Origin of the sequence: Buttiauxella sp. 3AFRM03 (assembly GCF_003675305.1) — a bacterium.
GTDB classification, from domain to species: Bacteria; Pseudomonadota; Gammaproteobacteria; order Enterobacterales; family Enterobacteriaceae; genus Buttiauxella; species Buttiauxella ferragutiae.
The window spans coordinates 5094678-5119603 of record NZ_CP033076.1 but is presented as its reverse complement, the minus strand read 5'-3'; the positions used below and the strand labels follow the sequence as shown (position 1 = coordinate 5119603).

27 protein-coding genes and 1 other annotated feature are annotated in these 24926 nt (G+C 48.6%); of the genes, 6 read left to right on the top strand and 21 right to left on the bottom strand.

Annotation, left to right across the window (positions count from 1 at the left end; genetic code table 11):
• Positions 1-8 precede the first annotated feature (8 nt).
• Together D8682_RS25510 and D8682_RS25505 are read left to right on the top strand one after the other, a co-directional pair.
• Positions 9-995, top strand: coding sequence for a FecCD family ABC transporter permease (locus D8682_RS25510; RefSeq protein WP_370090886.1), 987 nt, complete (start codon positions 9-11; stop codon positions 993-995).
• Positions 988-1767: a heme ABC transporter ATP-binding protein gene (locus D8682_RS25505; protein ID WP_121815509.1), complete on the top strand. Its 780-nt coding sequence runs from the start codon at positions 988-990 to the stop codon at positions 1765-1767. The genes D8682_RS25510 and D8682_RS25505 overlap by 8 nt, the downstream gene beginning before the upstream one ends.
• Positions 1768-1781: 14 nt before the next feature.
• On the opposite strand, the gene selO is transcribed toward D8682_RS25505, so the two are convergent.
• The 7 genes from selO to btuC all read right to left on the bottom strand — a co-directional run bounded on the left by selO (position 1782) and on the right by btuC (position 8135).
• Positions 1782-3227, bottom strand: coding sequence for a protein adenylyltransferase SelO (gene selO / locus D8682_RS25500; RefSeq protein ID WP_121815508.1), 1446 nt, complete (start codon positions 3225-3227; stop codon positions 1782-1784).
• A 64-nt stretch (positions 3228-3291) separates the two neighbouring features.
• Positions 3292-4023 carry an EAL domain-containing protein gene (locus D8682_RS25495; RefSeq protein WP_121815507.1) on the bottom strand — a complete coding sequence of 244 codons (732 nt, stop codon included), beginning with the start codon at positions 4021-4023 and terminating at the stop codon, positions 3292-3294.
• Between the two features lie 168 nt (positions 4024-4191).
• Positions 4192-5166, bottom strand: coding sequence for a LacI family DNA-binding transcriptional regulator (locus D8682_RS25490; protein WP_064547512.1), 975 nt, complete (start codon positions 5164-5166; stop codon positions 4192-4194).
• 135 nt (positions 5167-5301) lie between these two features.
• Positions 5302-5763, bottom strand: coding sequence for an NlpC/P60 family protein (locus D8682_RS25485; protein WP_064547515.1), 462 nt, complete (start codon positions 5761-5763; stop codon positions 5302-5304).
• 79 nt (positions 5764-5842) lie between these two features.
• Entirely contained in the window at positions 5843-6589 is a 747-nt protein-coding gene (gene btuD / locus D8682_RS25480; protein ID WP_064547517.1) for a vitamin B12 ABC transporter ATP-binding protein BtuD, read from the bottom strand.
• Positions 6589-7140: a glutathione peroxidase gene (locus D8682_RS25475; protein WP_121815506.1), complete on the bottom strand. Its 552-nt coding sequence runs from the start codon at positions 7138-7140 to the stop codon at positions 6589-6591. The genes btuD and D8682_RS25475 overlap by 1 nt, the downstream gene beginning before the upstream one ends.
• A gap of 14 nt (positions 7141-7154) precedes the next feature.
• Positions 7155-8135: a vitamin B12 ABC transporter permease BtuC gene (gene btuC, locus D8682_RS25470; RefSeq protein WP_064547521.1), complete on the bottom strand. Its 981-nt coding sequence runs from the start codon at positions 8133-8135 to the stop codon at positions 7155-7157.
• 387 nt (positions 8136-8522) lie between these two features.
• Here btuC and D8682_RS25465 point away from each other — a divergent pair, with 387 nt between their 5' ends.
• Positions 8523-9467: a VirK/YbjX family protein gene (locus D8682_RS25465; protein WP_121815505.1), complete on the top strand. Its 945-nt coding sequence runs from the start codon at positions 8523-8525 to the stop codon at positions 9465-9467.
• 61 nt (positions 9468-9528) lie between these two features.
• Here D8682_RS25465 and ihfA read toward each other — a convergent pair whose 3' ends face one another.
• The 11 genes from ihfA to D8682_RS25410 form a co-directional block, all read right to left on the bottom strand.
• Positions 9529-9828, bottom strand: a complete 300-nt coding sequence (ihfA, locus tag D8682_RS25460) for an integration host factor subunit alpha (protein ID WP_001229265.1) — start codon at positions 9826-9828, stop codon at positions 9529-9531.
• A 4-nt stretch (positions 9829-9832) separates the two neighbouring features.
• Entirely contained in the window at positions 9833-12220 is a 2388-nt protein-coding gene (gene pheT / locus D8682_RS25455) for a phenylalanine--tRNA ligase subunit beta (protein ID WP_064547525.1), read from the bottom strand.
• Between the two features lie 14 nt (positions 12221-12234).
• Positions 12235-13218 carry a phenylalanine--tRNA ligase subunit alpha gene (gene pheS, locus D8682_RS25450; RefSeq protein WP_064547527.1) on the bottom strand — a complete coding sequence of 328 codons (984 nt, stop codon included), beginning with the start codon at positions 13216-13218 and terminating at the stop codon, positions 12235-12237.
• A 63-nt stretch (positions 13219-13281) separates the two neighbouring features.
• Positions 13282-13405 (bottom strand) — a sequence feature (Phe leader region).
• Entirely contained in the window at positions 13356-13400 is a 45-nt protein-coding gene (gene pheM, locus D8682_RS25445; RefSeq protein WP_001386830.1) for a pheST operon leader peptide PheM, read from the bottom strand. (Overlaps the previous feature by 45 nt.)
• Positions 13406-13477: 72 nt before the next feature.
• Positions 13478-13834 (bottom strand): 50S ribosomal protein L20, encoded by a 357-nt coding sequence (gene rplT, locus D8682_RS25440; RefSeq protein WP_000124850.1) that lies wholly within the window; start codon positions 13832-13834, stop codon positions 13478-13480.
• Between the two features lie 46 nt (positions 13835-13880).
• Entirely contained in the window at positions 13881-14078 is a 198-nt protein-coding gene (gene rpmI, locus D8682_RS25435) for a 50S ribosomal protein L35 (protein WP_005968897.1), read from the bottom strand.
• A gap of 96 nt (positions 14079-14174) precedes the next feature.
• On the bottom strand, positions 14175-14717 hold the full coding sequence (gene infC / locus D8682_RS25430) for a translation initiation factor IF-3 (protein WP_074388328.1): 543 nt from the start codon (positions 14715-14717) through the stop codon (positions 14175-14177).
• A gap of 4 nt (positions 14718-14721) precedes the next feature.
• A complete protein-coding gene (thrS, locus tag D8682_RS25425; RefSeq protein WP_064547530.1) occupies positions 14722-16650 on the bottom strand; it encodes a threonine--tRNA ligase in 1929 nt (642 codons plus the stop codon).
• Positions 16651-17034: 384 nt separating this feature from the next.
• Positions 17035-18135 carry a porin gene (locus tag D8682_RS25420; RefSeq protein WP_064547532.1) on the bottom strand — a complete coding sequence of 367 codons (1101 nt, stop codon included), beginning with the start codon at positions 18133-18135 and terminating at the stop codon, positions 17035-17037.
• 347 nt (positions 18136-18482) lie between these two features.
• Complete coding sequence (locus tag D8682_RS25415) at positions 18483-18713, bottom strand: hypothetical protein (protein WP_121815781.1); 231 nt, start codon at positions 18711-18713, stop codon at positions 18483-18485.
• Positions 18714-19066: 353 nt separating this feature from the next.
• Positions 19067-19825 carry a YdiY family protein gene (locus D8682_RS25410; protein WP_121815504.1) on the bottom strand — a complete coding sequence of 253 codons (759 nt, stop codon included), beginning with the start codon at positions 19823-19825 and terminating at the stop codon, positions 19067-19069.
• Between the two features lie 288 nt (positions 19826-20113).
• Between D8682_RS25410 and pfkB the strand changes: the two genes are divergently transcribed.
• The 3 genes from pfkB to D8682_RS25395 all read left to right on the top strand — a co-directional run bounded on the left by pfkB (position 20114) and on the right by D8682_RS25395 (position 22410).
• Entirely contained in the window at positions 20114-21043 is a 930-nt protein-coding gene (gene pfkB, locus D8682_RS25405) for a 6-phosphofructokinase II (protein WP_121815503.1), read from the top strand.
• Between the two features lie 113 nt (positions 21044-21156).
• Entirely contained in the window at positions 21157-21447 is a 291-nt protein-coding gene (ghoS, locus tag D8682_RS25400) for a type V toxin-antitoxin system endoribonuclease antitoxin GhoS (protein WP_064547539.1), read from the top strand.
• Between the two features lie 102 nt (positions 21448-21549).
• The gene (locus tag D8682_RS25395; RefSeq protein ID WP_064547541.1) at positions 21550-22410 is read left to right on the top strand and encodes a fructosamine kinase family protein; all 861 of its coding nucleotides are present in this window, start codon (positions 21550-21552) and stop codon (positions 22408-22410) included.
• 34 nt (positions 22411-22444) lie between these two features.
• Here the strand turns inward: D8682_RS25395 and D8682_RS25390 are convergent, their stop codons facing one another.
• The 3 genes from D8682_RS25390 to D8682_RS25380 form a co-directional block, all read right to left on the bottom strand.
• Complete coding sequence (locus D8682_RS25390) at positions 22445-22981, bottom strand: YniB family protein (RefSeq protein ID WP_064547543.1); 537 nt, start codon at positions 22979-22981, stop codon at positions 22445-22447.
• Between the two features lie 224 nt (positions 22982-23205).
• Entirely contained in the window at positions 23206-23640 is a 435-nt protein-coding gene (locus tag D8682_RS25385; RefSeq protein ID WP_121815502.1) for a hypothetical protein, read from the bottom strand.
• 75 nt (positions 23641-23715) lie between these two features.
• The gene (locus D8682_RS25380) at positions 23716-24636 is read right to left on the bottom strand and encodes a hypothetical protein (RefSeq protein ID WP_121815501.1); all 921 of its coding nucleotides are present in this window, start codon (positions 24634-24636) and stop codon (positions 23716-23718) included.
• Between the last annotated feature and the right edge of the window lie 290 nt (positions 24637-24926).

Sequence of the window (24926 nt, the reverse complement as noted above, 5' to 3'; positions counted from 1 at the left end):
GCCGGCCCCTGCCCCAACGCGCGCTGTTCGCCATGGTTTTGGCGTTACTGGCGCTGTCTTTGGTTGCTGCTAATTTAGGTGCCATGCGCCTTTCCATTGCGGTGTTATGGCAAGCGCAGGATGAAGCGCTGCGCCATATCTGGCTAAATATTCGCCTGCCGCGCGTGTTGCTTGCCACGCTGGTTGGCGGCGCACTGGCACTTTCAGGCTGCGTGATGCAGGGGCTGTTTCGCAATCCACTGGCCGATCCGGGTTTACTCGGCATCAGCAGTGGCGCGGCACTGGCGGTCGGATTTTCGGTGGTTTTACCGTTGGCGCTTCCTGTGGTGTTGGCATTGTATGTACCGATGATGGCGGCGTTTCTCGGCAGCCTTGCCGTCACGCTGGTGATTTTCTTCCTCAGCCGTCAGGGCAACAATAGCCTGTCTCGCCTGCTGTTGGTGGGCATCGCCATTAATGCCCTGTGCGGTGCAGCGGTCGGCGTTTTATCGTGGATCAGTAACGATGCTCAATTGCGCCAACTCTCGCTGTGGGGAATGGGTAGCCTGGGGCAAGCGCAGTGGTCCACGTTACTGGCAACCGCCTCGTTGATTATTCCGGCGGCAATTGTGATTTCGTTTCTGTCCAAACGACTCAACCTGTTGCAGCTTGGCGATGAAGAAGCGCATTACCTGGGTGTGGATGTCAAAAAAACCCAACGTCAGTTGCTGATTTTGAGCGCGCTATTGGTCGCCGCGGCAGTGGCGGTAAGCGGCGTGATAGGTTTTGTCGGCCTGGTGGTTCCGCATCTGGTACGGATGTGGCTCGGTGCCGATCATCGCTGGTTGATCCCCGGTTCGGTGCTAGCTGGTGCGATGTTACTGCTGGTTGCTGACACGCTGGCACGCACGCTGGTCGCGCCTGCGGAAATGCCGGTGGGTTTGCTGACCAGCCTGCTGGGTGGCCCGTGGTTTTTAGCGTTGATATTCCGCCAAAAGAGGGAAAGTGATGGCTGATCTTTTGCAGGCGCACAACGTCACCTTGCGCCTGGGCGCAAGAAAATTGCTCGATGACATTAATCTGACGTTGACGGCAGGTGAAGTGGTGGCGTTAATCGGCCCAAACGGTGCAGGAAAGTCCACGCTGTTACGGGTGCTCACCGGTTTTCAACCCCCTGAAAACGGTGAAATTAGCCTTGCCGGACGCGCAATAACGGAATGGTCAGGTGAAGCGTTATCCCGTAAACGTGCGGTGATGCGCCAGCGTAGCGGTATGGCATTTAGCTGGGCGGTAGAAGACGTGATTGCCATGGGACGTGCGCCCTGGCCTGAAAAAGACACCAAAAGCGTGGTGCAGGAAGTGATGGCACTGACGGGTTGCGATGCGCTCGCCGGACGCGATTTCTGCCAGCTTTCCGGTGGTGAACAACAGCGCGTGCAACTCGCCCGCGCACTGGCGCAGTTGTGGCATAACGGGCAACCTCATGGCTGGCTGTTTTTGGATGAACCCACTTCCGCGCTGGATTTGTATCATCAGCAACATATTTTGCGTTTGTTGCGCCGTTTATCGCTGATGGGCACGCTGTCGGTTTGTGTGGTGCTGCATGATTTGAATCTGGCCGCGCTATGGGCCGACCGAATTGTGTTGTTGCATGAAGGGAGGCTGGTGGCAAATGGCACGCCGCAGGAAGTGCTGGATGAATCGACGCTACAGCATTGGTATCAGGCAGATTTGCGGGTGTTCAATCATCCCGAACACCCGGTGCCACAGGTTTGGTTGAAGCAGTGATCAACTAAAACTCACTAACTCGAACAACTCACCTCTAACCGTTTGCCCCAGTCCGGTGGGCGTTGTGTGACATCGCCCGAATGATCGGCAAACGGTTGTTGCAACGTTTCATGCAGTTGCGCCAGAACACTCACATCTCCCTGCTCTGCCGCGTCAATGGCGCGCTGAGCCAGCCAGTTGCGTAACACTACGGACGGATTGGCGGCTTTCATCATCTGCTGGCGCTGTTCGTCGCTTATCTGCTCGGTTTGCAGACGCGCCCGGTAACGAGTAAACCAGCTATCAAAACCCTCACGGTCGATAAACTCATCGCGCAATGGCGAGCTGGCTGAGTGTTGCTCGGTCAGGCTTAACATCCTGAAGGTCCGTGTGTAATCACTGCCCTCTTTTGCCATCAGGCCGAACAACTCGGTGAGGATTTCGTTATCCGCCGTTTGTTCCGTCAATAGCCCCAGTTTGCCGCGCATTAGCTCACCAAACGCTTTCATCAAGGCGAACTGATAGTGGTCGAGAATTTCATTCAGCCATTCAACTGAAATAAACGGTGACAGGGTTTGCGCCAGTCGTTGCAGGTTCCACAACCCCACGGCAGGCTGATTATCAAATGCGTAACGCCCCTGATGATCGGAATGGTTGCAGATAAAGTCAGGCTGATAATCGTCGAGAAAACCGTACGGGCCGTAATCCATCGTCAGACCCAAAATCGACATATTGTCAGTATTCATCACGCCATGTGCGAAACCGACGGTTTGCCAGTGCGCAATCATCTGTGCGGTACGCTCGACCACATCACGGAACCAAAGCTGATATTTATCCGCTTCATCGACAAGCTGTGGCCAGTGATGGGCAATCACGTAATCCGCCAGTTGCTGGACTTTCTGTGGCTCACGGCGGTAGTAAAAGTGCTCGAAGTGACCAAAACGTGCATGGCTTTGCGCCACACGGATCAGCATCGCACCTTGTTCGGTGGTTTCACGTTGCACCGGCGTGTCGCTGGTCACAATACTCAGCGCGCGGGTGGTGGGAATATTCAGCCCGTGCATCGCTTCACTGGCGAGAAATTCGCGGATGGTGGAACGCAATACCGCGCGGCCATCGCCCATGCGCGAATAAGGTGTCAAACCGGCCCCTTTCAGGTGCCAGTCAAATTTACGCCCGTCAGCCAGTTGCTGCTCACCCAGCAAAATGCCACGCCCATCACCCAGTTGTCCGGCCCAGACACCAAACTGATGCCCGCTATAAACCTGCGCGAGTGGCTGCATACCCGGCAGCAGCGTTTCGCCGCTCCAGATACCAGAATGAGATTCGTCAAACAGTGAGGCATCAAGCCCCAGATCGTTGGCAAGCGGACGGTTATAATAAAATAGTCGGGCATTATGCAGCGGCGTAGGTTTTAGCGCCGTGTAAAAGCCGGGCAGTTCGTCGTGCCAGCTATTGTTAAATTCAGGGTTATTGGTCATGGAACCTCCTGCCGATAGTGTAGTGCTTGTGTGACGATTTAAACACGGCACGTTGGCAGGGGTATTAGTTCAAAGTTGGCGAATTCAGGTGAAACCACTCTTCCAGCTTTGCAGGTGCAATTCCCGGCCAGAGATTTCCTTGCATGGCAAAAGCGGCGAGAGAAAGCACTTTCTGGCGAGCAGCTTCGTCATCAACTCCGGTAATTATCAGAGTCTGACAAAACGGAGAAAGCTGCGCGAGCATGGCTAACATAAATGGCTCGAAAGAGCGTTGTTTAATTTGTTTATGAATAAATGTTTTATCCATAAATACACATTTAAATAGCCCATCAAAGATCGGTTTACTGGTCGCAATTCCTGCACCAAAATTATCCAACGCTAATGGATAATGCTTAGAAATTGACTTTAAACGGACATTTTCATTACCGCGATTTAGCTCGGGAAAGTTCTCATTGATGGCAAACTCAAGGAACGAAAGCTGTGCCAGACGTGCAATCAACCCGGCATCGGCCAAAATTGCATCAACGATTACCGCGTTTATATTCACCCAGACAGTGATACTTTGAGTCTTAAAGAACGTTTGATAATTTTCAAGTAATTCTATTTGCTCGTTGAATAATATTAATTGCTGTTCCGATTTAATAACCGGCGCAACTAATTCTGTTGGAATACGTACCGGAGCATCAACCCCAACAAAATTCACTATTAGTTCAACGCCTAACACCTCACCGTCTGGTAAGTAAACCGGCTGAAAATAAAAGTCCGAACGATATTGTGTATCGAGATTCAGAATCATGATGCCAACCGTTTAGGTAATGGGGTGGATGGCATCGTGACACGATGAGCATCCAGCGTTAACTGGATTGATTTTATTGTAATTAAAGACAAGTTCATCCCTGAATGTTTTATCATAATCTTCTTTGAAGATAATGATATTATCCTGGATATCTCAATATCGCCAGTTTTAGCGAATTTGGAGAATGGAACCTCGGTGGATTATCTCCGGAGAAAACGATTGATTCTCACAATGCTTATCCAATAATTTCCGGATAGCATAGCTCGCCATTTCGGTTATTGGAAAATGAACACTGGTTAATGCCGGGCGAACAAACGGCGCTCGTTCACCGCTGTCATAACAAATAAGTGAGATATCCTGGGGAATTCTCAGACCATGTTCGGTGATGGCAAGCATCGCGCCTATCGCCAGTTCTTCATTGCAACAATAGAGTGCCGTAGGCTGAATGTTTTCAAGCAGTTGTGAGGTAAGTTGGTAGCCTGAGGGCATGTCGTACTCCCCTCCCAATACCGCAGCAGGTTTCAGTTTTGCTTTAGACATGGCATCCATGAACCCCTGCTTGCGCAGCAGGCTGGATGTACGCCCGCTCGGACCATGCAGGCAGGCAATCGAGGTGTGCCCGGCATCAATAAACACTTGAGTCGCAAGCGCACTCGCCGCACGGTGATCAAACACCACACATCGCTCTTCAAGCCCCGGAACGTCACGGTCTAAAACAATGAATTTGTGATCCCGCTCAGCCAATTGATAAAGCGTTTCATCGCTGATGGCGCGCACGTGCAGGACCAGGCCATCGCAACGCAGATTAAACAGGCGTTGGATAGCGTTTAGCTCCTTCTCTGCGGTGTCGCGCCCTTGCGTCACCAACAGCTGCTTGCCATGCAACTCAGTTTCACTCTGTACGGTGTCCATCAGCGCACCAAAAAAGCCGCCACGATAGGAAGTGGTGACAAGCCCTAAGGTATTACTTTGGCTTGAGGCTAAGGCGCGAGCCGCCGGATTCGGCGTATAACCTAATTCAACAATCGCCGCTTCGACTTTAACTCTTGTCTGCGCTTTGACTTTGTTGTCGCCATTCACCACGCGTGAAACGGTCGCCCGGGACACACCTGCACTGGCGGCAACATCTTCCAGAGTAACCATAAACTATCCTTTCGAGGGGGCGTGATGCTGCCAAATATTACCTGAAATTATGGGTTGTACCTGGGTTAACCACGGAATTGCTGAAGGGTGTCACGTTTAGGGCCAGTGACTGGCCCTAAGACTGGGAGAATTGCGCTAGATGCGGCGGGCCTGCCAAAACTTTTTACGCCAGTAAACGTTATCCAGCGAAGAACGCATCACACCACGGCTGGTTGAGGCATGAATGAATTGGTTGTCCGTGTCGTAAATCCCCACGTGCAGACCACTTTCACCAGCGCCTGTTTTAAAGAAAACCAGATCGCCTGGCAGTAATTCGTCTTTATCAATTTGCGTGCCGATTTTCGCTTGCTGGCGGGTTTCACGCGGCAGCTGTAGCTCGAAGCGGTCACGGAAGGTCACCGAGACAAAGCCGGAGCAGTCGACACCACGGCGGCTCATTCCGCCATAGCTATAGGGAGTGCCACGCCAGCCGTTGAGTTGATCATTGAGCCTGGCAATAACCGTTATTGAATCGGACAAACGAGAATTTGGTGGAGGCGCATGGCTGCTACACCCTGCGAGTACCAGACATGCCACAACAATTATCCATAAACGCATTCAGGCTAATCCTCACCCGTTTTAAAATTTCCAGTAATTTAGCGCTTTCCCATGATTTGGTGCAAGTTTTTACCATCACCTACAATGGGGCTATTAGCATACTATGCCCTTCTATCTGCAATCGACGGAAGTGCATGTTATAAGCTGTTGCTAAATGTTGCGGCGAGAGCACTTCATCCCGATTGCCTTGTGCAATCATTTTACCCGAGCGTAATAACCAGACGGTGTGCGCATGTCGCAAACTGTGATTTAAATCGTGACTGCTCATGACCACGCCGATACCGGCTTCGCAAAGTGCCATCAGGATTCTATCCAATGCGGTTTGCTGCGCGACATCCAGACTGTTCATCGGCTCGTCCAGTAGCAGCAGACGCCCCTGCGGGTTGATTTCTGGATGAATCTGCAACACCACAGCGGCTAAGCGAACACGTTGCCATTCCCCACCCGAAAGCTGGTTCACACTGCGTGTGAGTTTGTCCGCCAGCCCCAAATCTTCGACCAGCTTGAGCATGACCGAATCGGAGGGGCTGACTGACTGGTGCAGTTGCAGATAATGCCAAACGGGCATCGAAAATGGCGGCATTTGTTGCTGAGAAAGATAAGCACGCTGATGAGCCAATTGTGTTGGCTGCCAGTCGCTGAGATTGCTCCCGGCAAACATAATTTGCCCAGCCCCCGAGCTAAGCCCTGCTGCACGCATCAGCAACGTGCTTTTGCCCGCGCCATTTGGCCCAACAAGATGGACCAGTTCGCCCGTTTGAACAGCAGCGGAGATGGGCCCAAGCCGCTCCGCCACCGCGACATCATTAAGCTGCAACAACACCATTACTTCGCCAGCGCCGACTTAATAGCATCAACAATAGTGGCGTCATCAGGCGTCATATCCGGTGAAAAACGTTGAATCACCTGACCATCGCGGCCAATCAGGAATTTTTCGAAGTTCCAGAGAATATCGCCAACATGGGCTGGCGCGCGGCCTTTGCTGCTCATGCGCTCAAGAAAACCGCTGCCTTCAGGTGCAACGGCAGCCGGTGCGGCGGCAACCAGTTTTTTGTACAGTGGATGACGGTTTTCACCATTAACGTCCAGCTTGCTAAACATGGGGAATGTGACGCCGTAGGTCATGCTACAGAAGGTTTTGATCTCTTCTTCGCTACCCGGTTCTTGCCCCAGGAACTGGTTGCATGGGAAACCCAGCACCGAGAAACCTTCGTGCCCAAGCTCTTTTTGCAGGTTTTCTAATTGTTCATATTGCACTGTCAGGCCGCACTTAGAGGCAACGTTCACCAGCAGTAGCACTTTCCCTTTCCAGTTTTCGAGCGTTGTCGCTTCACCGTCAATGGTGGTTACTTCAGTGTTTAGAATGTCTTGCATCACGACCTCTTAGATTGTTATTTCCCAGCCTTTAATAATAGCCAGATAAATACAGGTGCGCCTAACGTTGCCGTCACGACGCCTATAGGTAATTCGGCTGAAGCCAGTGCCAGACGAGCAATAATGTCAGCACCGAGTAATACAGTGGCACCGGCTAATGCACTCGCGGGTAGCAAAATCCGATGATCGGTTAACCCTTTGAGGCGTAACATATGAGGGATAACGAGGCCGATAAAGCCAATAGCTCCTGCCAGCGCGACACTCACCCCCACCAGCCATCCGGTGGTAATCACCAGAATATTTCGCCAAAGCCAGACGGGTAAGCCCAACTGGCGAGCCGATATTTCGCCAAGAGCCATTAAATTCAACGGCGCGTAGTTGCGACATAACCACAGCATCACGGGTGGCAGAGTTATCATCAACCACCATTGCCGCCAGTCCACGCCACCAAAGCCACCCATCATCCAGTACATTAACTGACGCAAATCGAGGCTGGTACTGAAATAGATAGCCCAGGTCATTAAAGCGCTACAGATAATTCCCAACGCCACGCCAGCAAGCAGCAGGCGGCTGTTTGAAAGGTGACGCTTTGCAAAGCGCAGCAAGATAAACGTGATAACCAGCGCGCCGAATATTGCGCAGATCCCTAACGCCCAGCTCGGTAGCATCCCTTGCCCAAGCAACACCGCAGCCACTAGCGCCACCCCTGCGCCATTAGAAACGCCAAGCAGCCCAGGCTCAGCCAATGGATTTTCAAACAGCGCCTGCATGATGGTGCCAGATACCGCAAGTGCCGCCCCGACCAGCAGAACAGCTAAGGTGCGCGGCATGCGAATCTGCCAGATAAACAGCTGCGCATCTTCACGCATCCAGTGTTGCGGGGAAAACCACTGCTCTCCGGCGCACAGACTCAGTACAGCCATTCCCAGCATGGTGGAAAATAAGGCGAGCAGCCAGAGGCGTTCGTGACGTTGTTGTCGTTCGACAAAAATCTGCATCTGGAGGGGGGCGTCCGATTTAAAATCATTCATGCGTCTGATTTTACGGGGAGTATCCGTAACACGACAAGCTTTAAAGGAAAGCTTTTTCTTTGGAGTGAGATATCCGTGAGGCTACTCACTCAATGTTATACAGGAATTAAACAAATAGCAGATCGTAGAAAAAATATAATTTACAACCGCCACTAAATAATAAACACCAGAAATTTATCTGGAAGATAATAATATAGTTAGAATACTAAAAATAACAATAAATTCATGTGATTATAAAAAACACAGGAAACCTAAATATTCTCTAAACGAAAGTAAAAATATAAACCGGCAGGTAATAACCATTCCAGATAACAGGACTTAAAATAAGTACAAATCTATCAGGAGATAATTACCGTGTCGGACAACACACTGCTAAATACCTATCTGCACAAACCACGCAGAAATATCATTTCAGACCTCATTGCAGGAAAATTGCTCCCGAGCACGATTTGGCATAAGCGTAGTTACCGCTTCAAATTTATGCTGCGCACAGCGCTGTTCTACACACCAACATGTCGCATGCTTGAAAAGCTTGGGCAGCGTTCTGATTTTGAACAAATGTTGAAAGCGCAAGTCACCCTGCCCAGCAAGCCTCATCGCCAGTATTTAGTTCGCGGTTTAAACGCAAATCAGCGAGCGGATGCGGTGATCAGCCATTATCAATTCGTGGACGGATTACCTTCGCGACAACTCGCCGCGGCATTAACCTCAGTGTCCGAAACCCAACTGGTCACGTTCTGCGGGAAAGATGACAGCCAGTTTACCCTTTCCGCCTGCTGCGCAAAAAGCGCCGAGCGTGAAGGTGAAAGCACCATTTGGTTGCGCGATGGCAATGAAAATGTGATCGCCAGCCTGACTTTTAGCGTTATTCGTGAAAACGACCAATGGCATCTGGTGATTGGCGGCTTACAAGGGCCAAGAAAGCAAATTTCTCACGACGTGATTAAACAAGCGACTCGCGCCTGCCACGGTCTGTTCCCTAAACGCGTGATCATGGAGTTTATTTGGCAATTTGCCGCCCAGACGAATATTTCGGGGATTTATGGCGTCAGCGATAATGGCCATGTTTTCCGCGCGTTGCGTTACCGTTTGAGCAAGGGCCGGCATTTCCACGCCAGCTATGATGAGTTCTGGCAATCTATTGAAGGGGTGAAACAGAATAGCTGGCGCTGGCAATTACCTCAGCAATTAGAACGTAAAACACTTGAGAGCATCGCGAGTAAGAAACGCGCGGAATATCGTCGCCGTTTCCAGTTACTTGATGAGATGGCGGAACAGGTAGCCAAACTGGCTGCTTGATAGGTATTGTTTACACAGCAAAGAAAAAGGCCGCATAAGCGGCCTTTTTGGTTTATTCAGGTTACTCGTCTTTTGGCGACGCGTTTTCAACCCTACTCTTCAACTTCTGACCAGGTCGGAAGGTCACTACACGGCGTGCCGTAATAGGAATATCTTCACCAGTCTTCGGGTTACGCCCGGGACGTTGGTTTTTATCGCGTAAGTCAAAATTACCAAAGCCTGATAGTTTAACCTGCTCACCGTTCTCCAGAGCGCGACGGATCTCTTCGAAAAACAGCTCTACCAACTCTTTAGCATCACGTTTGCTAAGCCCTAGCTTATCAAACAGATATTCTGACATTTCAGCTTTTGTAAGCGCCATACGTTCAATCCCTCAATGATGCCTGGAATCGCTCTTTTAATGCCTCTACACATTTTGCAACGGTAGCGGCAATCTCCTCTTCTTCGAGTGTACGGCCCGTATCCTGGAGGATAAGGCTTATGGCAAGGCTCTTATAACCTTCGGCTACACCCTTACCACGGTACACATCAAATAAGTTTACGCCAACTACCTGATTTGCGCCAACTTTCTTACATTCGACCAAAATATCTGCTGCGGGAACGTTTTCAGCGACAACAACCGCGATGTCACGACGGTTCGCCGGGAATCGAGAAATCTCTTTCGACTCAGGCACAGCGCGGTCTGCAAGCTTGTTCCACAGTACTTCGAACACCAGTGTACGGCCATTGAGAGAAAGCTTACGCTCAAGCTCAGGATGCACAACACCAATGAAACCAACGTATTCGCCACGTAAATAAATTGCGGCACTTTGACCTGGATGCAAAGCTGGGTTGCTGGCGACTCTAAATTCAATGTCAGAAAGCTGACCAGTCAGATCCAGTACCGCTTCCAGATCGCCCTTCAAATCATAGAAGTCGACGGTGTTACGCGCCAGATCCCAATGCTCTTCGTAGCGATTACCGCAGATGGCACCAGCCAGCATAAGATCCTGACGGATACCCAGGTCTGCCTGTGTATCAGGAACAAAGCGTAAACCTGATTCAAAGATGCGTACGCGGCTCTGCTGACGGTTTTGGTTGTAAACCACAGTATTGAGCAACCCGGTCAGCAAGGACAAACGCATCGCTGACATTTCAATGGAAATTGGGCTTGGCAGAATCAGGTGTTCTTCACCAGGGTGCAGCAGTTGCTGAACTTTAGGGTCAACAAAGCTATAGGTGATCACTTCCTGGTAACCTTTATCGACCAGCATGGTTTTCACACGCTTAAGAGAAAGGTCTGCTTCGCGATGGCTGCCCATGATAAGACCCGCTTGTACAGGCTCATCAGGAATGCTGTTATAGCCATAAACGCGCGCCACTTCTTCGACCAGATCTTCTTCAATCTGCATATCAAAGCGCCAGCTTGGTGCCACCGCGGTCCACTGGTTGTCGCCTTCAGTGACTTCACAACCCAGACGACGCAAAATATCGCTAACCTGCGCATCTTCAATATGATGGCCGATCAAACGATCCAGCTTGCTACGACGCAGAGTAATTGTGGCAGCTTTTGGCAAATGTGCTTCGCTGGTAACGTCAATAACCGGACCGGCTTCACCGCCGCAGATGTCAGTCAACAGACGAGTTGCTCGTTCCATTGCTTTGTACTGCAACGCAGAATCCACGCCACGCTCATAACGATGGGATGCGTCAGTATGCAGACCATGACGGCGCGCACGCCCAGTGATAGACAGTGGGCTGAAGAATGCGCACTCCAGCAGCACATTCTGGGTTTCATCATTCACACCAGAATGTTCGCCACCAAAGATACCGCCCATTGCCAGCGCTTTAGTGTGGTCGGCGATAACCAGGGTATCAGCTTTCAACTTCGCTTCATTGCCATCAAGCAGCGTCAGGGTTTCACCTTCTTCTGCCATACGCACCACGATGCCACCGTCAATGCGGTCCATATCGAACGCGTGCATCGGTTGGCCAAGTTCAAGCAATACGTAGTTCGTCACGTCAACGACCGCGTCGATAGAACGAATACCGCAACGACGCAGTTTCTCTTTCATCCACAGTGGGGTTGGCGCTTTAACGTTGATGCCTTTAACCACGCGGCCCAGGTAACGCGGGCACGCTTCTGGCGCATCCACACGAATTGGCAGCGTGTCGGTGATTGTCGCAGCAACCGCAACCATTTCTGGCTCATGCAATGGCAGCTTGTTAACGACAGCGACATCACGAGCGACACCGATGATACCGAGACAATCGGCACGGTTTGGCGTCACGCTGATTTCGATAGTGTTGTCATCAAGCTTCAGGTATTCGCGGATATCGGTGCCAATCGGTGCATCTTGTGGTAGCTCAATAATGCCGTCGTGATCGTCGGAAATACCCAGCTCAGAGAATGAGCACAGCATGCCTTCTGATGGTTCGCCACGCAGTTTGGCCGCTTTAATTTTGAAATCGCCAGGCAGGACAGCGCCAACAGTTGCAACGGCAACTCTCAGGCCCTGACGGCAATTTGGTGCGCCACAAACGATGTCTAACAGGCGTTCGCCACCGACATTCACTTTTGTTACACGCAGTTTGTCAGCATTGGGGTGTTGGCCGCACTCAACCACTTCACCCACAACTACGCCATTAAATGCACCCGCAACGGCATCAACACCATCAACTTCAAGACCAGCCATCGTGATTTGGCTGGAAAGCTCTTCACTGCTGTTGGCTGGATTTACCCATTCGCGTAACCAGAGTTCACTGAATTTCATTGGATATCCCGCCCTTATTTGAACTGTTTGAGGAAACGTAAATCATTTTCGAAGAATGCACGCAAATCGGTAACGCCGTAGCGCAGCATGGTCAGACGCTCCATGCCCATACCAAATGCGAAGCCTGAGTAGACTTCTGGGTCAATACCGACATTACGCAGGACATTTGGGTGCACCATGCCACAGCCTAAAACTTCCAGCCATTTGCCGTTTTTGCCCATCACGTCCACTTCTGCGGAAGGCTCAGTGAATGGGAAATAGGACGGACGGAAACGAATCTGCAAATCAGCTTCGAAGAAGTTGTTCAGGAAATCGTGCAATGTGCCTTTCAGGTTGGTGAAGCTGATGTTGGTATCAACAATCAAACCTTCCATTTGATGGAACATTGGCGTGTGCGTCTGATCGTAGTCGTTACGATACACACGGCCAGGCGCGATAATACGAATCGGCGGCTGCTTATCCTTCATGGTACGAATCTGTACGCCAGAAGTCTGAGTACGCAGTAGACGGGTTGCATCGAACCAGAAAGTATCGTGGTCCGCACGAGCTGGGTGGTGCCCTGGAATGTTCAGAGCATCGAAGTTGTGGTAGTCATCTTCGATTTCAGGGCCTGTCGCCACGGTGAAGCCCAGTTCACCGAAGAAGCTTTCGATACGGTCAATGGTGCGCGTAACCGGGTGCAAACCGCCGTTTTCAACACGACGTCCAGGCAGTGAGACATCAATGGTTTCTTCTGCCAAACGAGCATTCAGAGCGGCACTTTCCAGTGCATTCTTGCGAGCGTTCAGTGCTTCCTGCACTTTCTCTTTAGCTTCGTTGATGACCGCACCTGCAGCTGGGCGCTCTTCCGGTGGCAATTCACGCAGGGTGGTCATCTGGAGGGTCAGATGGCCCTTCTTCCCTAAATATTCGACGCGTACGTTGTCTAACGCGGCAACATCCGGGGCCTCGTTTATGGCGGCCGTTGCGTTGGCAACCAGCTCTGCGAGATGTGGCATGGTATTCCTCTTATGCCGGCATAATTGCCGGGGTAGTTGATCCGTATACAAAAAGCGGAATGCAAAAAAAAAGCCTCCATAGTGGAGGCTTTCGGCGCTATTTTTCGTTTCTTTTCTTACGCGCAAAGCCCCCTGATTCAGGTGCTAAAGTAAAAAAAGAAACGGAAAATAGCAGCATTCATGCTTGCAGTTACCTTATTTGCTCAGTGTTAAACATTAGAAATTAAAAGAGGGAGACAAGCTCCCTCTAATAACTGGCTTACGCCAGAGCTGCTTTCGCTTTCTCAACCAGTGCAGTAAATGCCACTTTGTCGAATACGGCGATGTCAGCCAGGATCTTACGGTCGATTTCAACAGAAGCTTTTTTCAAGCCATTGATGAATTTGCTGTAAGAGATCCCGTTCTGACGAGCTGCAGCGTTGATACGTGCAATCCACAGCTGACGGAATTGACGCTTACGTTGACGACGGTCACGGTAAGCATATTGGCCAGCTTTGATAACAGCCTGGAAAGCAACGCGGTAAACGCGTGAACGCGCACCGTAGTAGCCTTTGGCTTGTTTAAGGATTTTTTTGTGACGAGCACGTGCGATAACACCACGTTTTACGCGAGCCATATTAGCTCTCCTGTTCTATATTCTGAATTAATTAAAAAAGTGCTACTTATGCGTACGGCAGGCAAGCGATGACCAGGCCCAGATCCCCTTTGGAGACCATACCTTTCGGACGCAGGTGACGTTTACGCTTAGTAGACTTTTTAGTCAGAATATGACGCAGGTTAGCGTGCTTACGCTTAAAACCACCACCGGCGGTCTTTTTGAAGCGCTTAGCGGCGCCGCGTACAGTTTTAATCTTTGGCATTTAATAACTTTCCACTTCGCATTGTTAATAAAACGAACCAGAAGGCGAACAAATCTCACGAGGCCGAAACCTCGCGAGAACTGTTACTTGATGGCCTTACTGTTTCTTCTTCGGAGCGAGCACCATGATCATCTGACGGCCTTCGATCTTCGATGGGAAGGATTCGACGACTGCCAGTTCACTCAGATCGTCACGGACGCGGTTAAGCACTTCCATACCAATCTGTTGGTGAGCCATTTCACGACCGCGGAAACGCAGTGTGATTTTAGCTTTATCACCCTCTTCCAGAAAGCGAACCAGGCTGCGGAGTTTTACCTGATAGTCGCCATCATCGGTACCAGGTCGGAATTTAATTTCCTTGACCTGAATAACTTTTTGCTTTTTCTTCTGTTCCTTAGAAGATTTGCTTTTTTCGTAGAGGAATTTGCCGTAATCCATAATTCGACAAACAGGCGGTTCGGCATTAGGACTGATTTCAACTAAATCAACCCCAGCTTCCTCGGCTTTTTCTAAAGCTTCATTCAGACTGACAATACCTAGCTGCTCGCCTTCTATACCTGTCAGACGAACCTCAGTGGCACGAATTTCTCTGTTTATGCGATTAGGACGCGCCGGTTGAACTCTTTTTCCGCCTTTAATAACTCTATTCCTCTAGTTGATTAAGATTGCGACTGCGAATTTCATTCTGCAGTTTTTCAATCAATTCGTTGACGTCCATGCTACCCAAGTCTTTGCCACGACGAGTACGAACGGCTACTTTGCCTGCTTCGACCTCTTTATCGCCACAAACTAACATGTAAGGGACACGACGCAACGTGTGTTCACGGATTTTAAAGCCAATCTTCTCATTTCTCAAGTCTGCTTTTACACGAATGCCTGCATTTTGCAGTTTACGGGTCAATTCGTTAACGTATTCAGACTGTCCATCAGTGATATTCATCACCACTGCTTGTACTGGCGCAAGCCAGGTTGGGAAGAAACCCGCAAATTCTTCGGTCAGGATACCAATAAAACGTTCCATTGACCCGAGAATTGCACGGTGAATCATTACCGGCACCAGGCGTTCATTACTTTCACCAATATAAGACGCATTCAAACGCGATGGCAAAGAGAAGTCTAACTGTACAGTCCCGCACTGCCATGCACGATCCAGGCAGTCATACAGGGTAAATTCAATTTTAGGGCCATAGAATGCACCCTCTCCCGGTTGATAATCAAACGGAATATTATTTTCTTGCAATGCTACGGCCAAATCCGCCTCTGCACGATCCCACATTTCGTCGGTACCGATGCGTTTTTCAGGGCGAGTTGACAGCTTCACAACGATTTTTTCAAAACCGAAGGTGCTGTACATGTCGTAGACCATGCGGATGCAGCTATTCACTTCGTCACGCACTTGTTCTTCAGTACAGAATACGTGAGCATCATCCTGAGTAAAGCCACGAACGCGCATCAAGCCATGTAACGCACCTGACGGCTCATTACGGTGGCAGCTACCAAACTCAGCCATACGCAATGGCAAGTCACGGTAGGATTTCAGGCCCTGGTTAAAGATCTGCACATGGCCTGGGCAGTTCATTGGTTTGATGCAATATTCACGGTTTTCTGAAGAAGTGGTAAACATCGCATCTTTGTAGTTGTCCCAGTGGCCGGTTTTTTCCCACAGCACACGGTCCATCATGAACGGGCCTTTCACTTCCTGATACTGGTACTCTTTGAGCTTGGAGCGTACAAACACTTCCAGTTCACGGAAGATAGTCCAGCCGTCGTTGTGCCAGAACACCATACCAGGTGCCTCTTCCTGCATATGATACAGGTCGAGTTGCTTACCGATTTTACGGTGGTCACGCTTGGACGCCTCTTCCAGGCGTTGCAAGTAAGCATTCAATTGCTTCTTATCAGCCCAGGCTGTGCCATAAATACGTTGCAACATTTTGTTGCTGCTATCGCCACGCCAGTAAGCACCGGAAGTTTTCTGCAACTTGAAATGATGGCAGAAACGCATGTTCGGTACGTGCGGACCGCGGCACATATCAACGTATTCTTCATGATGATACAAACCAGGCTTATCATCCTGGCTAATGTTTTCATCAAGAATCGCGACTTTGTAGCTTTCACCACGGTTCACGAAGGTTTCGCGGGCTTCATGCCAGCTCACTTTTTTCTTGATGACGTCGTAATCTTTCTCAGCCAACTCGTGCATACGCTTTTCGAGCAGCTCAAGATCTTCCTGCGTCAGCGTGTGGTCAATGTCAACGTCGTAGTAAAAACCGTTATCAATAACCGGGCCAATCGCCATTTTAGTGTGCGGCCACAGTTGTTTGATGGCATGGCCCAATAAGTGGGCGCACGAGTGGCGGAGGATCTCCAGGCCAGCTTCATCTTTAACGGTGATAATTGCGAGTTTAGCATCGTGCTCAATAACATCAGACGCATCAACCAGTTCGCCATCTACACGGCCTGCAATACAGGCTTTCGCAAGGCCAGGACCGATGTCCAGAGCGACATCCAATGGGCTAACAGCGTGGTCGTAATGGCGTTGGCTGCCATCAGGAAGAGTAATAACAGGCATTATAAGTCCTTATTCGCAGTGGTGACCCATACGCAAGATCACATGCAACTTTATATAGTTTAAATAAATCAGTAAGTTAGGAGTGGTTGAATGCTTCACCTCGCAAACTGTGTACATGAATCTAAAATGTACCCACTTCAACCTGCTGATTAGACGAGGCAATAGTACACGTCATTGAGGTGAGGATAAAGGCAGAACTTAAGAAGTTGTGGATAACATGCTGAAAAAAAGGAAGAAAAATGAACAATACGTCTGTACTAAATATTTTTATTAAGATCCATGTATTAATCAAATGTGTTAATCAATAGCGCCATGGCTTTCGCCATGACGCAAATATTTAATTTTCAGTTATTCAGGCGGGTAGAGAATAAGAACTGGAACTATTTAGAACTGATAAACAACACCTACAGCAGCAACATTATCGTTGTTAAGTTGCAAAGCATTATCGTCGCTTAACAGGTTAATTTTGTAATCAATAAAAGCAGACATGTTTTTAGTAAAAAAATAGGTAGCAGAGACATCGACATATTTTACTAACTCCACGTCACCTACGCCCTCAATATCCTTACCCTTCGAGTAAACGTAGCCTATTGAAGGCCGGAAGCCAAAATCGAACAGATATTGTGCAACAAGTTCAAATGCCTGATTCCTATTCGCAAACCCACTAATACTTTGGTTCTCACCATTAATTGTTGCGGTACCAGAAATCGGTGTCATATTGCTCGTCTCAGCATAAATTGCTGCCAGATAAATGTTATTGGCATCATATTTCACTCCCGCATTCCATGCTTCCGCATTATCACCCTGACCATAAGTCAGGTCTCTCTGTGCCAGAGTACGGTTAGAGTTGCTATAGCCCATCCCCATACTCATCCCGGTATCGCTAATGTCATAAGTCAACGATGTCCCTACACCTTCACCGTTTTGCTTACTGGTAGACCGACCGTCATTCTCGTTTTTCCCTTGAAACTGAACGGTCAGTTTTAAGCCATCAACTAAACCGAAGAAAGTAGTATTACGATACGTTGCCACACTATTAGTACGGGTAGTCATGAAATTATCAGTTTTAGCATAAGATTCAGTCGTAAATTCAGGCATGACATCGGTATATGATCCAATATTATAAAGCACACCATAGTTTCGACCGTAATCAAATGACCCAAAATCACCAGCTTTTAGACCTGCGAATGCCAAACGCGTTTTTGCCGTATTGCTATCACCTTCGACTTTGTTGGCTGCAACCTGATACTCCCACTGACCAAAACCAGTGAGTTGACTATTAATTTCAGTCTGACCTTTAATACCAAATCGAATATAAGACTGATCACCATCAACGCTATTATTGTCGCTCAGATAGATTTCTGGTTTTACTCTTCCATAAATGTCTAATTTATTTCCATCCTTATTATAAACTTCTGCTGCATGCATAGACGTTGATGTCAGCAGTAAACTTAATGTCACTCCTGCGAATGTAAAATTTTTCATGTTTGCTCCTAAACCCCTTTCTAATACGCGATAATTAATCAAGAGACACCTTGTCAAAAACGCAGAGATTATTATCGGCATGAGGTTATAGAAATATTACAGAATGGTTTAAAGTTTAAAAATAAACAAAGAAACTACCAACCCTAATTTAGAAACTAGTTTCATAGATATATCTCAAGCGATGATGACACTTGGTTTTTTAACAGACCAGTAATGACGAGGGAATTAGTTTGCGGGGGTATAAATAAAAAATCGGGCATTATGCTCGGTTTTTTATTTATGTAACTTTTAGCACGAATGATAGGTTATCAAACCTGCGCAGAAAGATAATTAAACAATGCACGTGACTATGACCAGTCGCCGGCAACCAGAGTATAGACATTAAAAGCGTCATCCATTGACTGTCCCGTAGACAGCTCGCCCAGTTGAATATTGGAGCCCGCTTCAACATCGGCAACATTCCAGACAGGTGATGGTGCTGTTTGTGTGCCTGTGGTTGCAGAAGATTGTGCAGCAGAGGCACCAAATGAAAGCATGGAAAGAGTAACAACTACAGCGGCATATTGGATATTTTTCATATTCATTTTTCTCTTATTTAATGGATCAGCAAGCTATTAACCTGCCACAAAATAAGAGTAGATCTAGATCACATTTCTGACAAGACCAATACTTTATCAATTCGTGTCAAATATACCAAAAATATGAATAAAGAGAGAATTAAGGAGAGATTGTGAAGAATTTAAAATTCTTAATTAATTTTATTATAAATAAAACTACGGACCAAAATAATATTAGCGACATGGATAAAAATAAAACAATTCGCTCCAAAACATTCCAGTGCAATGAATGATAGCGGCAAAGAAGCACATCAACAGAAGCTAAACTTAAGTAAGTGATGGGTTTAAAGCCGGGAATGACCCGGCTTAATCAATTACATCTTATAACCAAGAGTCACTGCAGTACGTCTGTCGGTATGTTCAGGTGCAGAATCTGGCGGATTTGAGTTCCAGGTGACGTTATAGCCAACCCGCAAACCAAAGTGCTCATTGATTGCAACTTCAAGCGCAGTTTCAGAGTTTACCGTCGTATCTTCGCTACCCAGTACAGACACGCCCTGGATAAATTTGGCGTTATCGGTTAACTGCCAGTTATAAATACCTGATGCGTAGCCCAACGGCTGAGTCTTATGACCACCATCGGTATACTCGTCATAACGTACACCAGGACCAAATTCCAAACGCAGACTGTGCACTGGGCCATTAAGGAACTGGCGACCATAACCAGCAGTCAGTACATCCCTTGAGTCATAACCGTTATACCGATCAGTTAACCAACTCGCCTGACCGAACAGGTAATCGCTGTCAGTCATGTTGTAACGGCTACGGCCTCCGATGGAATAAGTCTCAGAAGAGCGTTCATCATTAGACGAGGTATTGTTTGCATTGCCCCACAGTGACCATGCGGTTGCCGTTTGGTACCAGGTCAAGTTGGAGTTAGCGGTCAGCGAGGAGCTGGTGGTGTTACCTGATTGTGCAAGGTAGCCTGCATTCAGATTACCTTCGAACGGTTTCTTTGCGGTGGCTGGGTCATCCATGACAGTGAAAACCGAATTATCTGCAATTGCAAAGTGACTCAATAGCGCACTTCCGGTCAGCAAAATTGCAGCCGGTACTGTCTTAACAAAATTCATTTAATCGTCCGTACAACATAAAAAGAAACCATCAAGGTTCCGGAATCTTTTCTGTGGATCAAATATTTATGAGCCAAGAAAGGTAACAAATTATAAAAAAGCTCGAATAACATAGCAATGAATTCTTCTTTCATTTTTTGAATAAGAGAGCTCTTAAAACATCTTAATTTTCATAAACATAGTGCGTAGGGTTATTTTACAAATTATTTGATAAATCATGGTGTTAATTGACATTCTCTTGTCTAAACAGTGCTACGCTTTATCCCAATGCTAAATTAAGGAGGATATATGACACGCATTTACACACTGACACTTGCCCCTTCTCTGGACAGCGCAACACTGACGACACAAATTTATCCCGAAGGTAAACTACGATGCACCGCTCCGGTATTTGAACCAGGCGGTGGTGGAATTAACGTTGCGCGAGCGATTGCCCACCTCGGCGGGCAAGCAACTGCCATTTTTCCTTCCGGTGGTGCAACAGGCGAACACCTTAGCAATCTGCTTTTAGATGAACATGTTGCCATTGATACCGTAGATGCTCACGACTGGACGCGGCAAAACTTGCACGTTCACGCCGAGTCTACCGGTGAGCAGTATCGCTTTGTGATGCCAGGTGCGGCCCTTACCGATGATGAGTTTCGCCGCCTGGAAGAAAAAGTCCTCACTATTGAAGCGGGCTCCATTCTGGTTATCAGCGGCAGTCTTCCACCAGGTATTGATGTTTCGAAACTCTGCGGGTTAGTCAAAGCGGCCCAAAAATCCGGGATACGCTGCATCGTTGATAGTTCAGGCGAAGCGCTCAAAGCGACTCTGGAAATCGGCAATATTGAGTTGGTGAAACCTAACCAAAAAGAGCTCAGTGCATTAGTCAATCGCGACCTCACACAACCTGACGATGTGCGTAAGGCAGCTCAGGAAATCGTTGATAGCGGAAAAGCCAAACGCGTGGTCGTTTCGCTTGGTCCGCAGGGCGCATTGGGCGTAGATGCTAATGGTTCTGTTCAGGTGGTACCACCGCCAGTGAAAAGCCAAAGTACAGTGGGTGCCGGAGACAGCATGGTCGGCGCGATGACGCTGAAACTAGCTGAAAATGCCCCACTACTTGATATGGTCCGATTCGGTGTCGCCGCCGGGAGTGCCGCCACACTCAATCACGGCACCCGTTTGTGCTCCATGGAAAATACCCAAAAAATCTACGACTACTTATGCAGTTAACAAGACTGAGTTAACAGGCCGCCCTGCTCGGGGCGGTTCGCCACGACGGCAAATGTCGCCATTTTGTGCAGATCAACTATGCTAAAACCTTCGGGATAACAATGGGGTGAACCATGAGTAGCGGAGACATTGAGCGTTATGTTGTCACATTAAAGTTCCAGGAGCACAATCTCACGGACCTTAACGAACTGAATAACACGCTGACTCGTGGAGGTTTTTTACTCACCTTTACCGATGACGAAGGGAAAATTCACGAATTAGGCAGCAACTCATTCGGCTTGATAAGTACATTAGAGCAGACTGAAGTTGAAGAGCTTGCCCGTGGGCTCGCTAAACTGGCGCTGGGAATAGAGCCAGAAGTTTCAATCACCACCTGGGATAGCTGGCGACAAGAGAGTCAATAGCCTGGTTTAAAACTCCTGACCGGGGATGTGCGTTAGTTCGAAGTTTGACCCGGTTAACAGCGATAAACTAATGATCTACCAGATAACCTGGAGAGAAGCATTATGTGGCAAGCCATAAGTCGTCTGTTAAGTGAACAACTCGGTAGCGCTGAAATTGAACAACGCACTGAATTACCCGGAGGGGAAATTCATGCTGCTTGGCGAATTCACTATGCCGGTCATGAGATTTTTGTCAAAAGCGACACTCGCGAGCTGTTACCCATCTTCACTGCCGAAGCCGATCAACTTGAACTACTCGCACGCAGCAACACAGTGCGCGTACCGAAAGTCTGGGCGGTAGGCAGCGATAGGGATTACAGTTTCCTGCTCCTTGAATATATGCCCGCTAAACCCCTGGATGCCCACAACGCCTTCTTGTTGGGGCAACAACTCGCGCGCCTGCATCAGTGGAGTGAACAGCCGCAATTTGGGCTCGATTTTGATAATGATCTTTCCACCACTCCGCAGCCCAATGCCTGGCAACGCCGCTGGTCAACATTCTTTGCAGAGCAACGCATTGGCTGGCAGCTTGAACTGGCGGCTGAAAAAGGGATTCAGTTTGGCGACATCGACCTGATCGTCGATTTTGTGCATCAGGTTCTTGCCTCCCATCAACCGCAGCCTTCATTACTGCATGGCGATTTGTGGTCAGGAAATTGCGCGATGGGTACCGATGGGCCATTTATCTACGATCCGGCCTGTTACTGGGGTGACAGAGAGTGCGACCTGGCAATGTTACCGTTGCATCCGGATCAACCACCGCAAATCTACGACGGTTACCAGTCAGTTTCCCCTCTTCCTACAGATTTCCTTGAGCGCCAGCCTATTTATCAACTCTATACTTTGCTTAACCGCGCGATTCTATTCGGCGGTCAACATCTAGTCACCGCGCAAAAAGCGCTGGAACGCGTTCTGGCAGCATGAATAATTCGCCACTCCCTATTGGAGTGGCGTTTTTCTAGATGAAGCCGAGCAAAGAAAAGAAGAAATAACCGATAACGATAATAATGATGGGTAAAATATAGAGCGGGAATATTTGCAGGAAAATGGTGTGTCGCGGCACCACGATTTTCGCGTCGATTTGTTCCTTGGTTAACCCTTCGGGGCCTTTGGCTTGTTCCAGTATCAACTGATCCTCTACCCCTTCACGCAGAAACTTCGCCTGGCGGCTCATTCGCGCGCCAGATCCCTGCAATGCCAGACCGACAAAGATCAGCATGTAGATCACCCAAAACAGAATATTGGCCTGTTGATGGAAGTCAGGTTGTGGCGAGTTGTACCAGAAGAAATTTAAGAATGGCGTATTAAAACGCATCATCTCAATCATGACATGTGCGAAGTCCAGCATGACAGCATTAATCCCCGCCTGCTTTTCGCTGTGTTCATACATGAACTTAAGAATTGATATCAGTGTTGAAATCATCGCCGGGATGAAAATTACCCAGCCAGCCACACGTTTGAGTACGGCAATGCGTCCAGCTTGTTGATACGTCATTCGTTCCCCTTGGTTAAGACGTAACTTACACGCACAAAGATAGCATAGATTAACAATTTCTTCTTAATATTCATTATGTAAGCACTTATTTTCAGGTGTTTTCCCAGTGCGTTTTACAATGTTTAATTGTGTTTAATTTCATGTAATTAACGAATAGTTTTGGAGAACGATTTTAGGTTGCCATCCTTGGCACATCATCTAAGCCATCATCGTCATCATCGTCATCATCCGGCGGTCTTCCCGGGTTCGGGGGCCGCTGTTGTAGTTGTAGTTGCAGTGCCACCACTCTCTCCTGATTTTTTTAATCCATCAACAACCATGCGCAAAATATCGCGACCATCACTGCCATTGAAAAAATCTGGCAGCCGCTGAATATTGCCGGCCAAGTATTGCAGATCATCCGGCGTCATGTTTTTTTCGATCGCGGCGCTGATCGCCTGCATTGGCTGTGATGCCCCTTGACCTTGCTGATTTTGCTGATTTTGCAAAGCCTGTTCGACTGCCGCCAGGCGTTGCTCAATACTCGGTGCCGCGAGCTGTTGTGGTGCAGCATACTGTCGCGCCATCTGCTCAATCTGGCCTAATTGCTCTCTTAAATTCTGCTCTAACATTGCCATCGGGTTATAAGCAGGATTAGCGCCATAAATATTGTTGTACATATCACCCCCAAGACAAACGGAATAAACGGCCCCCTCACGAGGGCCGATTTTTCACAACGTTTTTCGATGCGCTCATCAATTAACGCGGTTATTTGTGGAGGTGTTAGTTGGGGTGGCGGTTTGGGTCCCCGCACCGATATTAATCGCCTGGTTAGTAGCGCGAATATTCTGATCGCAACAATGCATCATGTCGAACAGGCGGTTAACCTGGAACCCCTGAGCTTGCTGCTGCTGTTGCATAGCGTTAGCCGTGTTGGTGTTCTGAATTACCAGGCTGTGATGATCACGGTCAAATCCACGGCCATGACGTTCTAACAGCAGAGTGGTTTCAAGAACACCCAACTGACGATTGAGCGCCGCAGTCTCATTAAGCTGAATGAGCGCGCGGGTTTTATCGCCATCATCACGGATTCCGATTGCTGTCGCAAAAGTACCGGCTTGCACCGAATCTTTAACGCCAGCGACCTGGTTTTGGTTAGCCAGGGCGATTGCAGTGTTCTGCCCGGCTTGGCCCAACGCAACTTGCAAGGCGTTAGTGGTGATTTGCCCGGTAGACATAGCAATAGCAGTCTGAGTCTGAGAGCCAACCAAAGGCACCTGGCCTTCAATGGTTCCCAGCTTAGAAAGAATCGCCGCATCAAACACCGGACGCTCGCAGCCTTCGCCGCCGCGATGACCACCCCAATTGCCTTCGCCACCATGATTAAACAGCCCACGCCCCAGCAATGCGCCAATCAGCAGACCACCACCCATGCCCCCACCGCCAAAACCAAAACCATCACCGCATCCCATCATGCCGCCGCCGGTATGTGGTGAAGCCTGGTCGATAAATTTTGGTTCGTTGTAAACTTTTACATGTGGATGTTCCATCGAAACAGCCCCTTTTTCGTCATCTGATTTTGACGGTTCCGGCGAATGTGTTGTGCTGGCCGCGCTGTGTTTTGCTTGGCCAGGCATCATTTCATTGCCGCACTCGTCACCAATTACATCTCTCATATCGCCTCCTGATGGGTGATATGACTGTATGTATAGTCAGGTGTCGGGGCTGTTTCTACGGTGTTGCTGAATTGTTACGTTGTTACGTAACGGAGCGTAACGGATTTACATTTCTAGGTTTTTTTCGAATTTCCTTTTGCGGTAAGCACACATTTTGCAGGCCGGGGTGCAGTAGATTTGTCTTCGATTCGAGGGGGTAAAAATGATGTGGCATTCCTTGCACTGTTTATCCTTTTTCTGTGAAAAGGTCATAGCGCTCCAGAGGGTGAAGATAGATAAAGTTTATTAAT

What these genes read in the sequence shown, in the direction of transcription:
- D8682_RS25505 (WP_121815509.1), top strand. Translation starts at nt 988, where the DNA reads ATGGCTGATCTTTTGCAGGCGCACAACGTCACCTTGCGCCTGGGCGCA.
- selO (WP_121815508.1), bottom strand. Translation starts at nt 3,227, where the DNA reads ATGACCAATAACCCTGAATTTAACAATAGCTGGCACGACGAACTGCCC.
- D8682_RS25495 (WP_121815507.1), bottom strand. Translation starts at nt 4,023, where the DNA reads ATGATTCTGAATCTCGATACACAATATCGTTCGGACTTTTATTTTCAG.
- D8682_RS25490 (WP_064547512.1), bottom strand. Translation starts at nt 5,166, where the DNA reads ATGGTTACTCTGGAAGATGTTGCCGCCAGTGCAGGTGTGTCCCGGGCG.
- D8682_RS25485 (WP_064547515.1), bottom strand. Translation starts at nt 5,763, where the DNA reads ATGCGTTTATGGATAATTGTTGTGGCATGTCTGGTACTCGCAGGGTGT.
- btuD (WP_064547517.1), bottom strand. Translation starts at nt 6,589, where the DNA reads ATGGTGTTGTTGCAGCTTAATGATGTCGCGGTGGCGGAGCGGCTTGGG.
- btuC (WP_064547521.1), bottom strand. Translation starts at nt 8,135, where the DNA reads ATGCAGATTTTTGTCGAACGACAACAACGTCACGAACGCCTCTGGCTG.
- ihfA (WP_001229265.1), bottom strand. Translation starts at nt 9,828, where the DNA reads ATGGCGCTTACAAAAGCTGAAATGTCAGAATATCTGTTTGATAAGCTA.
- pheT (WP_064547525.1), bottom strand. Translation starts at nt 12,220, where the DNA reads ATGAAATTCAGTGAACTCTGGTTACGCGAATGGGTAAATCCAGCCAAC.
- pheS (WP_064547527.1), bottom strand. Translation starts at nt 13,218, where the DNA reads ATGCCACATCTCGCAGAGCTGGTTGCCAACGCAACGGCCGCCATAAAC.
- rplT (WP_000124850.1), bottom strand. Translation starts at nt 13,834, where the DNA reads ATGGCTCGCGTAAAACGTGGTGTTATCGCACGTGCTCGTCACAAAAAA.
- rpmI (WP_005968897.1), bottom strand. Translation starts at nt 14,078, where the DNA reads ATGCCAAAGATTAAAACTGTACGCGGCGCCGCTAAGCGCTTCAAAAAG.
- thrS (WP_064547530.1), bottom strand. Translation starts at nt 16,650, where the DNA reads ATGCCTGTTATTACTCTTCCTGATGGCAGCCAACGCCATTACGACCAC.
- D8682_RS25420 (WP_064547532.1), bottom strand. Translation starts at nt 18,135, where the DNA reads ATGAAAAATTTTACATTCGCAGGAGTGACATTAAGTTTACTGCTGACA.
- D8682_RS25415 (WP_121815781.1), bottom strand. Translation starts at nt 18,713, where the DNA reads ATGAAAAATATCCAATATGCCGCTGTAGTTGTTACTCTTTCCATGCTT.
- D8682_RS25410 (WP_121815504.1), bottom strand. Translation starts at nt 19,825, where the DNA reads ATGAATTTTGTTAAGACAGTACCGGCTGCAATTTTGCTGACCGGAAGT.
- pfkB (WP_121815503.1), top strand. Translation starts at nt 20,114, where the DNA reads ATGACACGCATTTACACACTGACACTTGCCCCTTCTCTGGACAGCGCA.
- ghoS (WP_064547539.1), top strand. Translation starts at nt 21,157, where the DNA reads ATGAGTAGCGGAGACATTGAGCGTTATGTTGTCACATTAAAGTTCCAG.
- D8682_RS25395 (WP_064547541.1), top strand. Translation starts at nt 21,550, where the DNA reads ATGTGGCAAGCCATAAGTCGTCTGTTAAGTGAACAACTCGGTAGCGCT.
- D8682_RS25390 (WP_064547543.1), bottom strand. Translation starts at nt 22,981, where the DNA reads ATGACGTATCAACAAGCTGGACGCATTGCCGTACTCAAACGTGTGGCT.
- D8682_RS25385 (WP_121815502.1), bottom strand. Translation starts at nt 23,640, where the DNA reads ATGTACAACAATATTTATGGCGCTAATCCTGCTTATAACCCGATGGCA.
- D8682_RS25380 (WP_121815501.1), bottom strand. Translation starts at nt 24,636, where the DNA reads ATGAGAGATGTAATTGGTGACGAGTGCGGCAATGAAATGATGCCTGGC.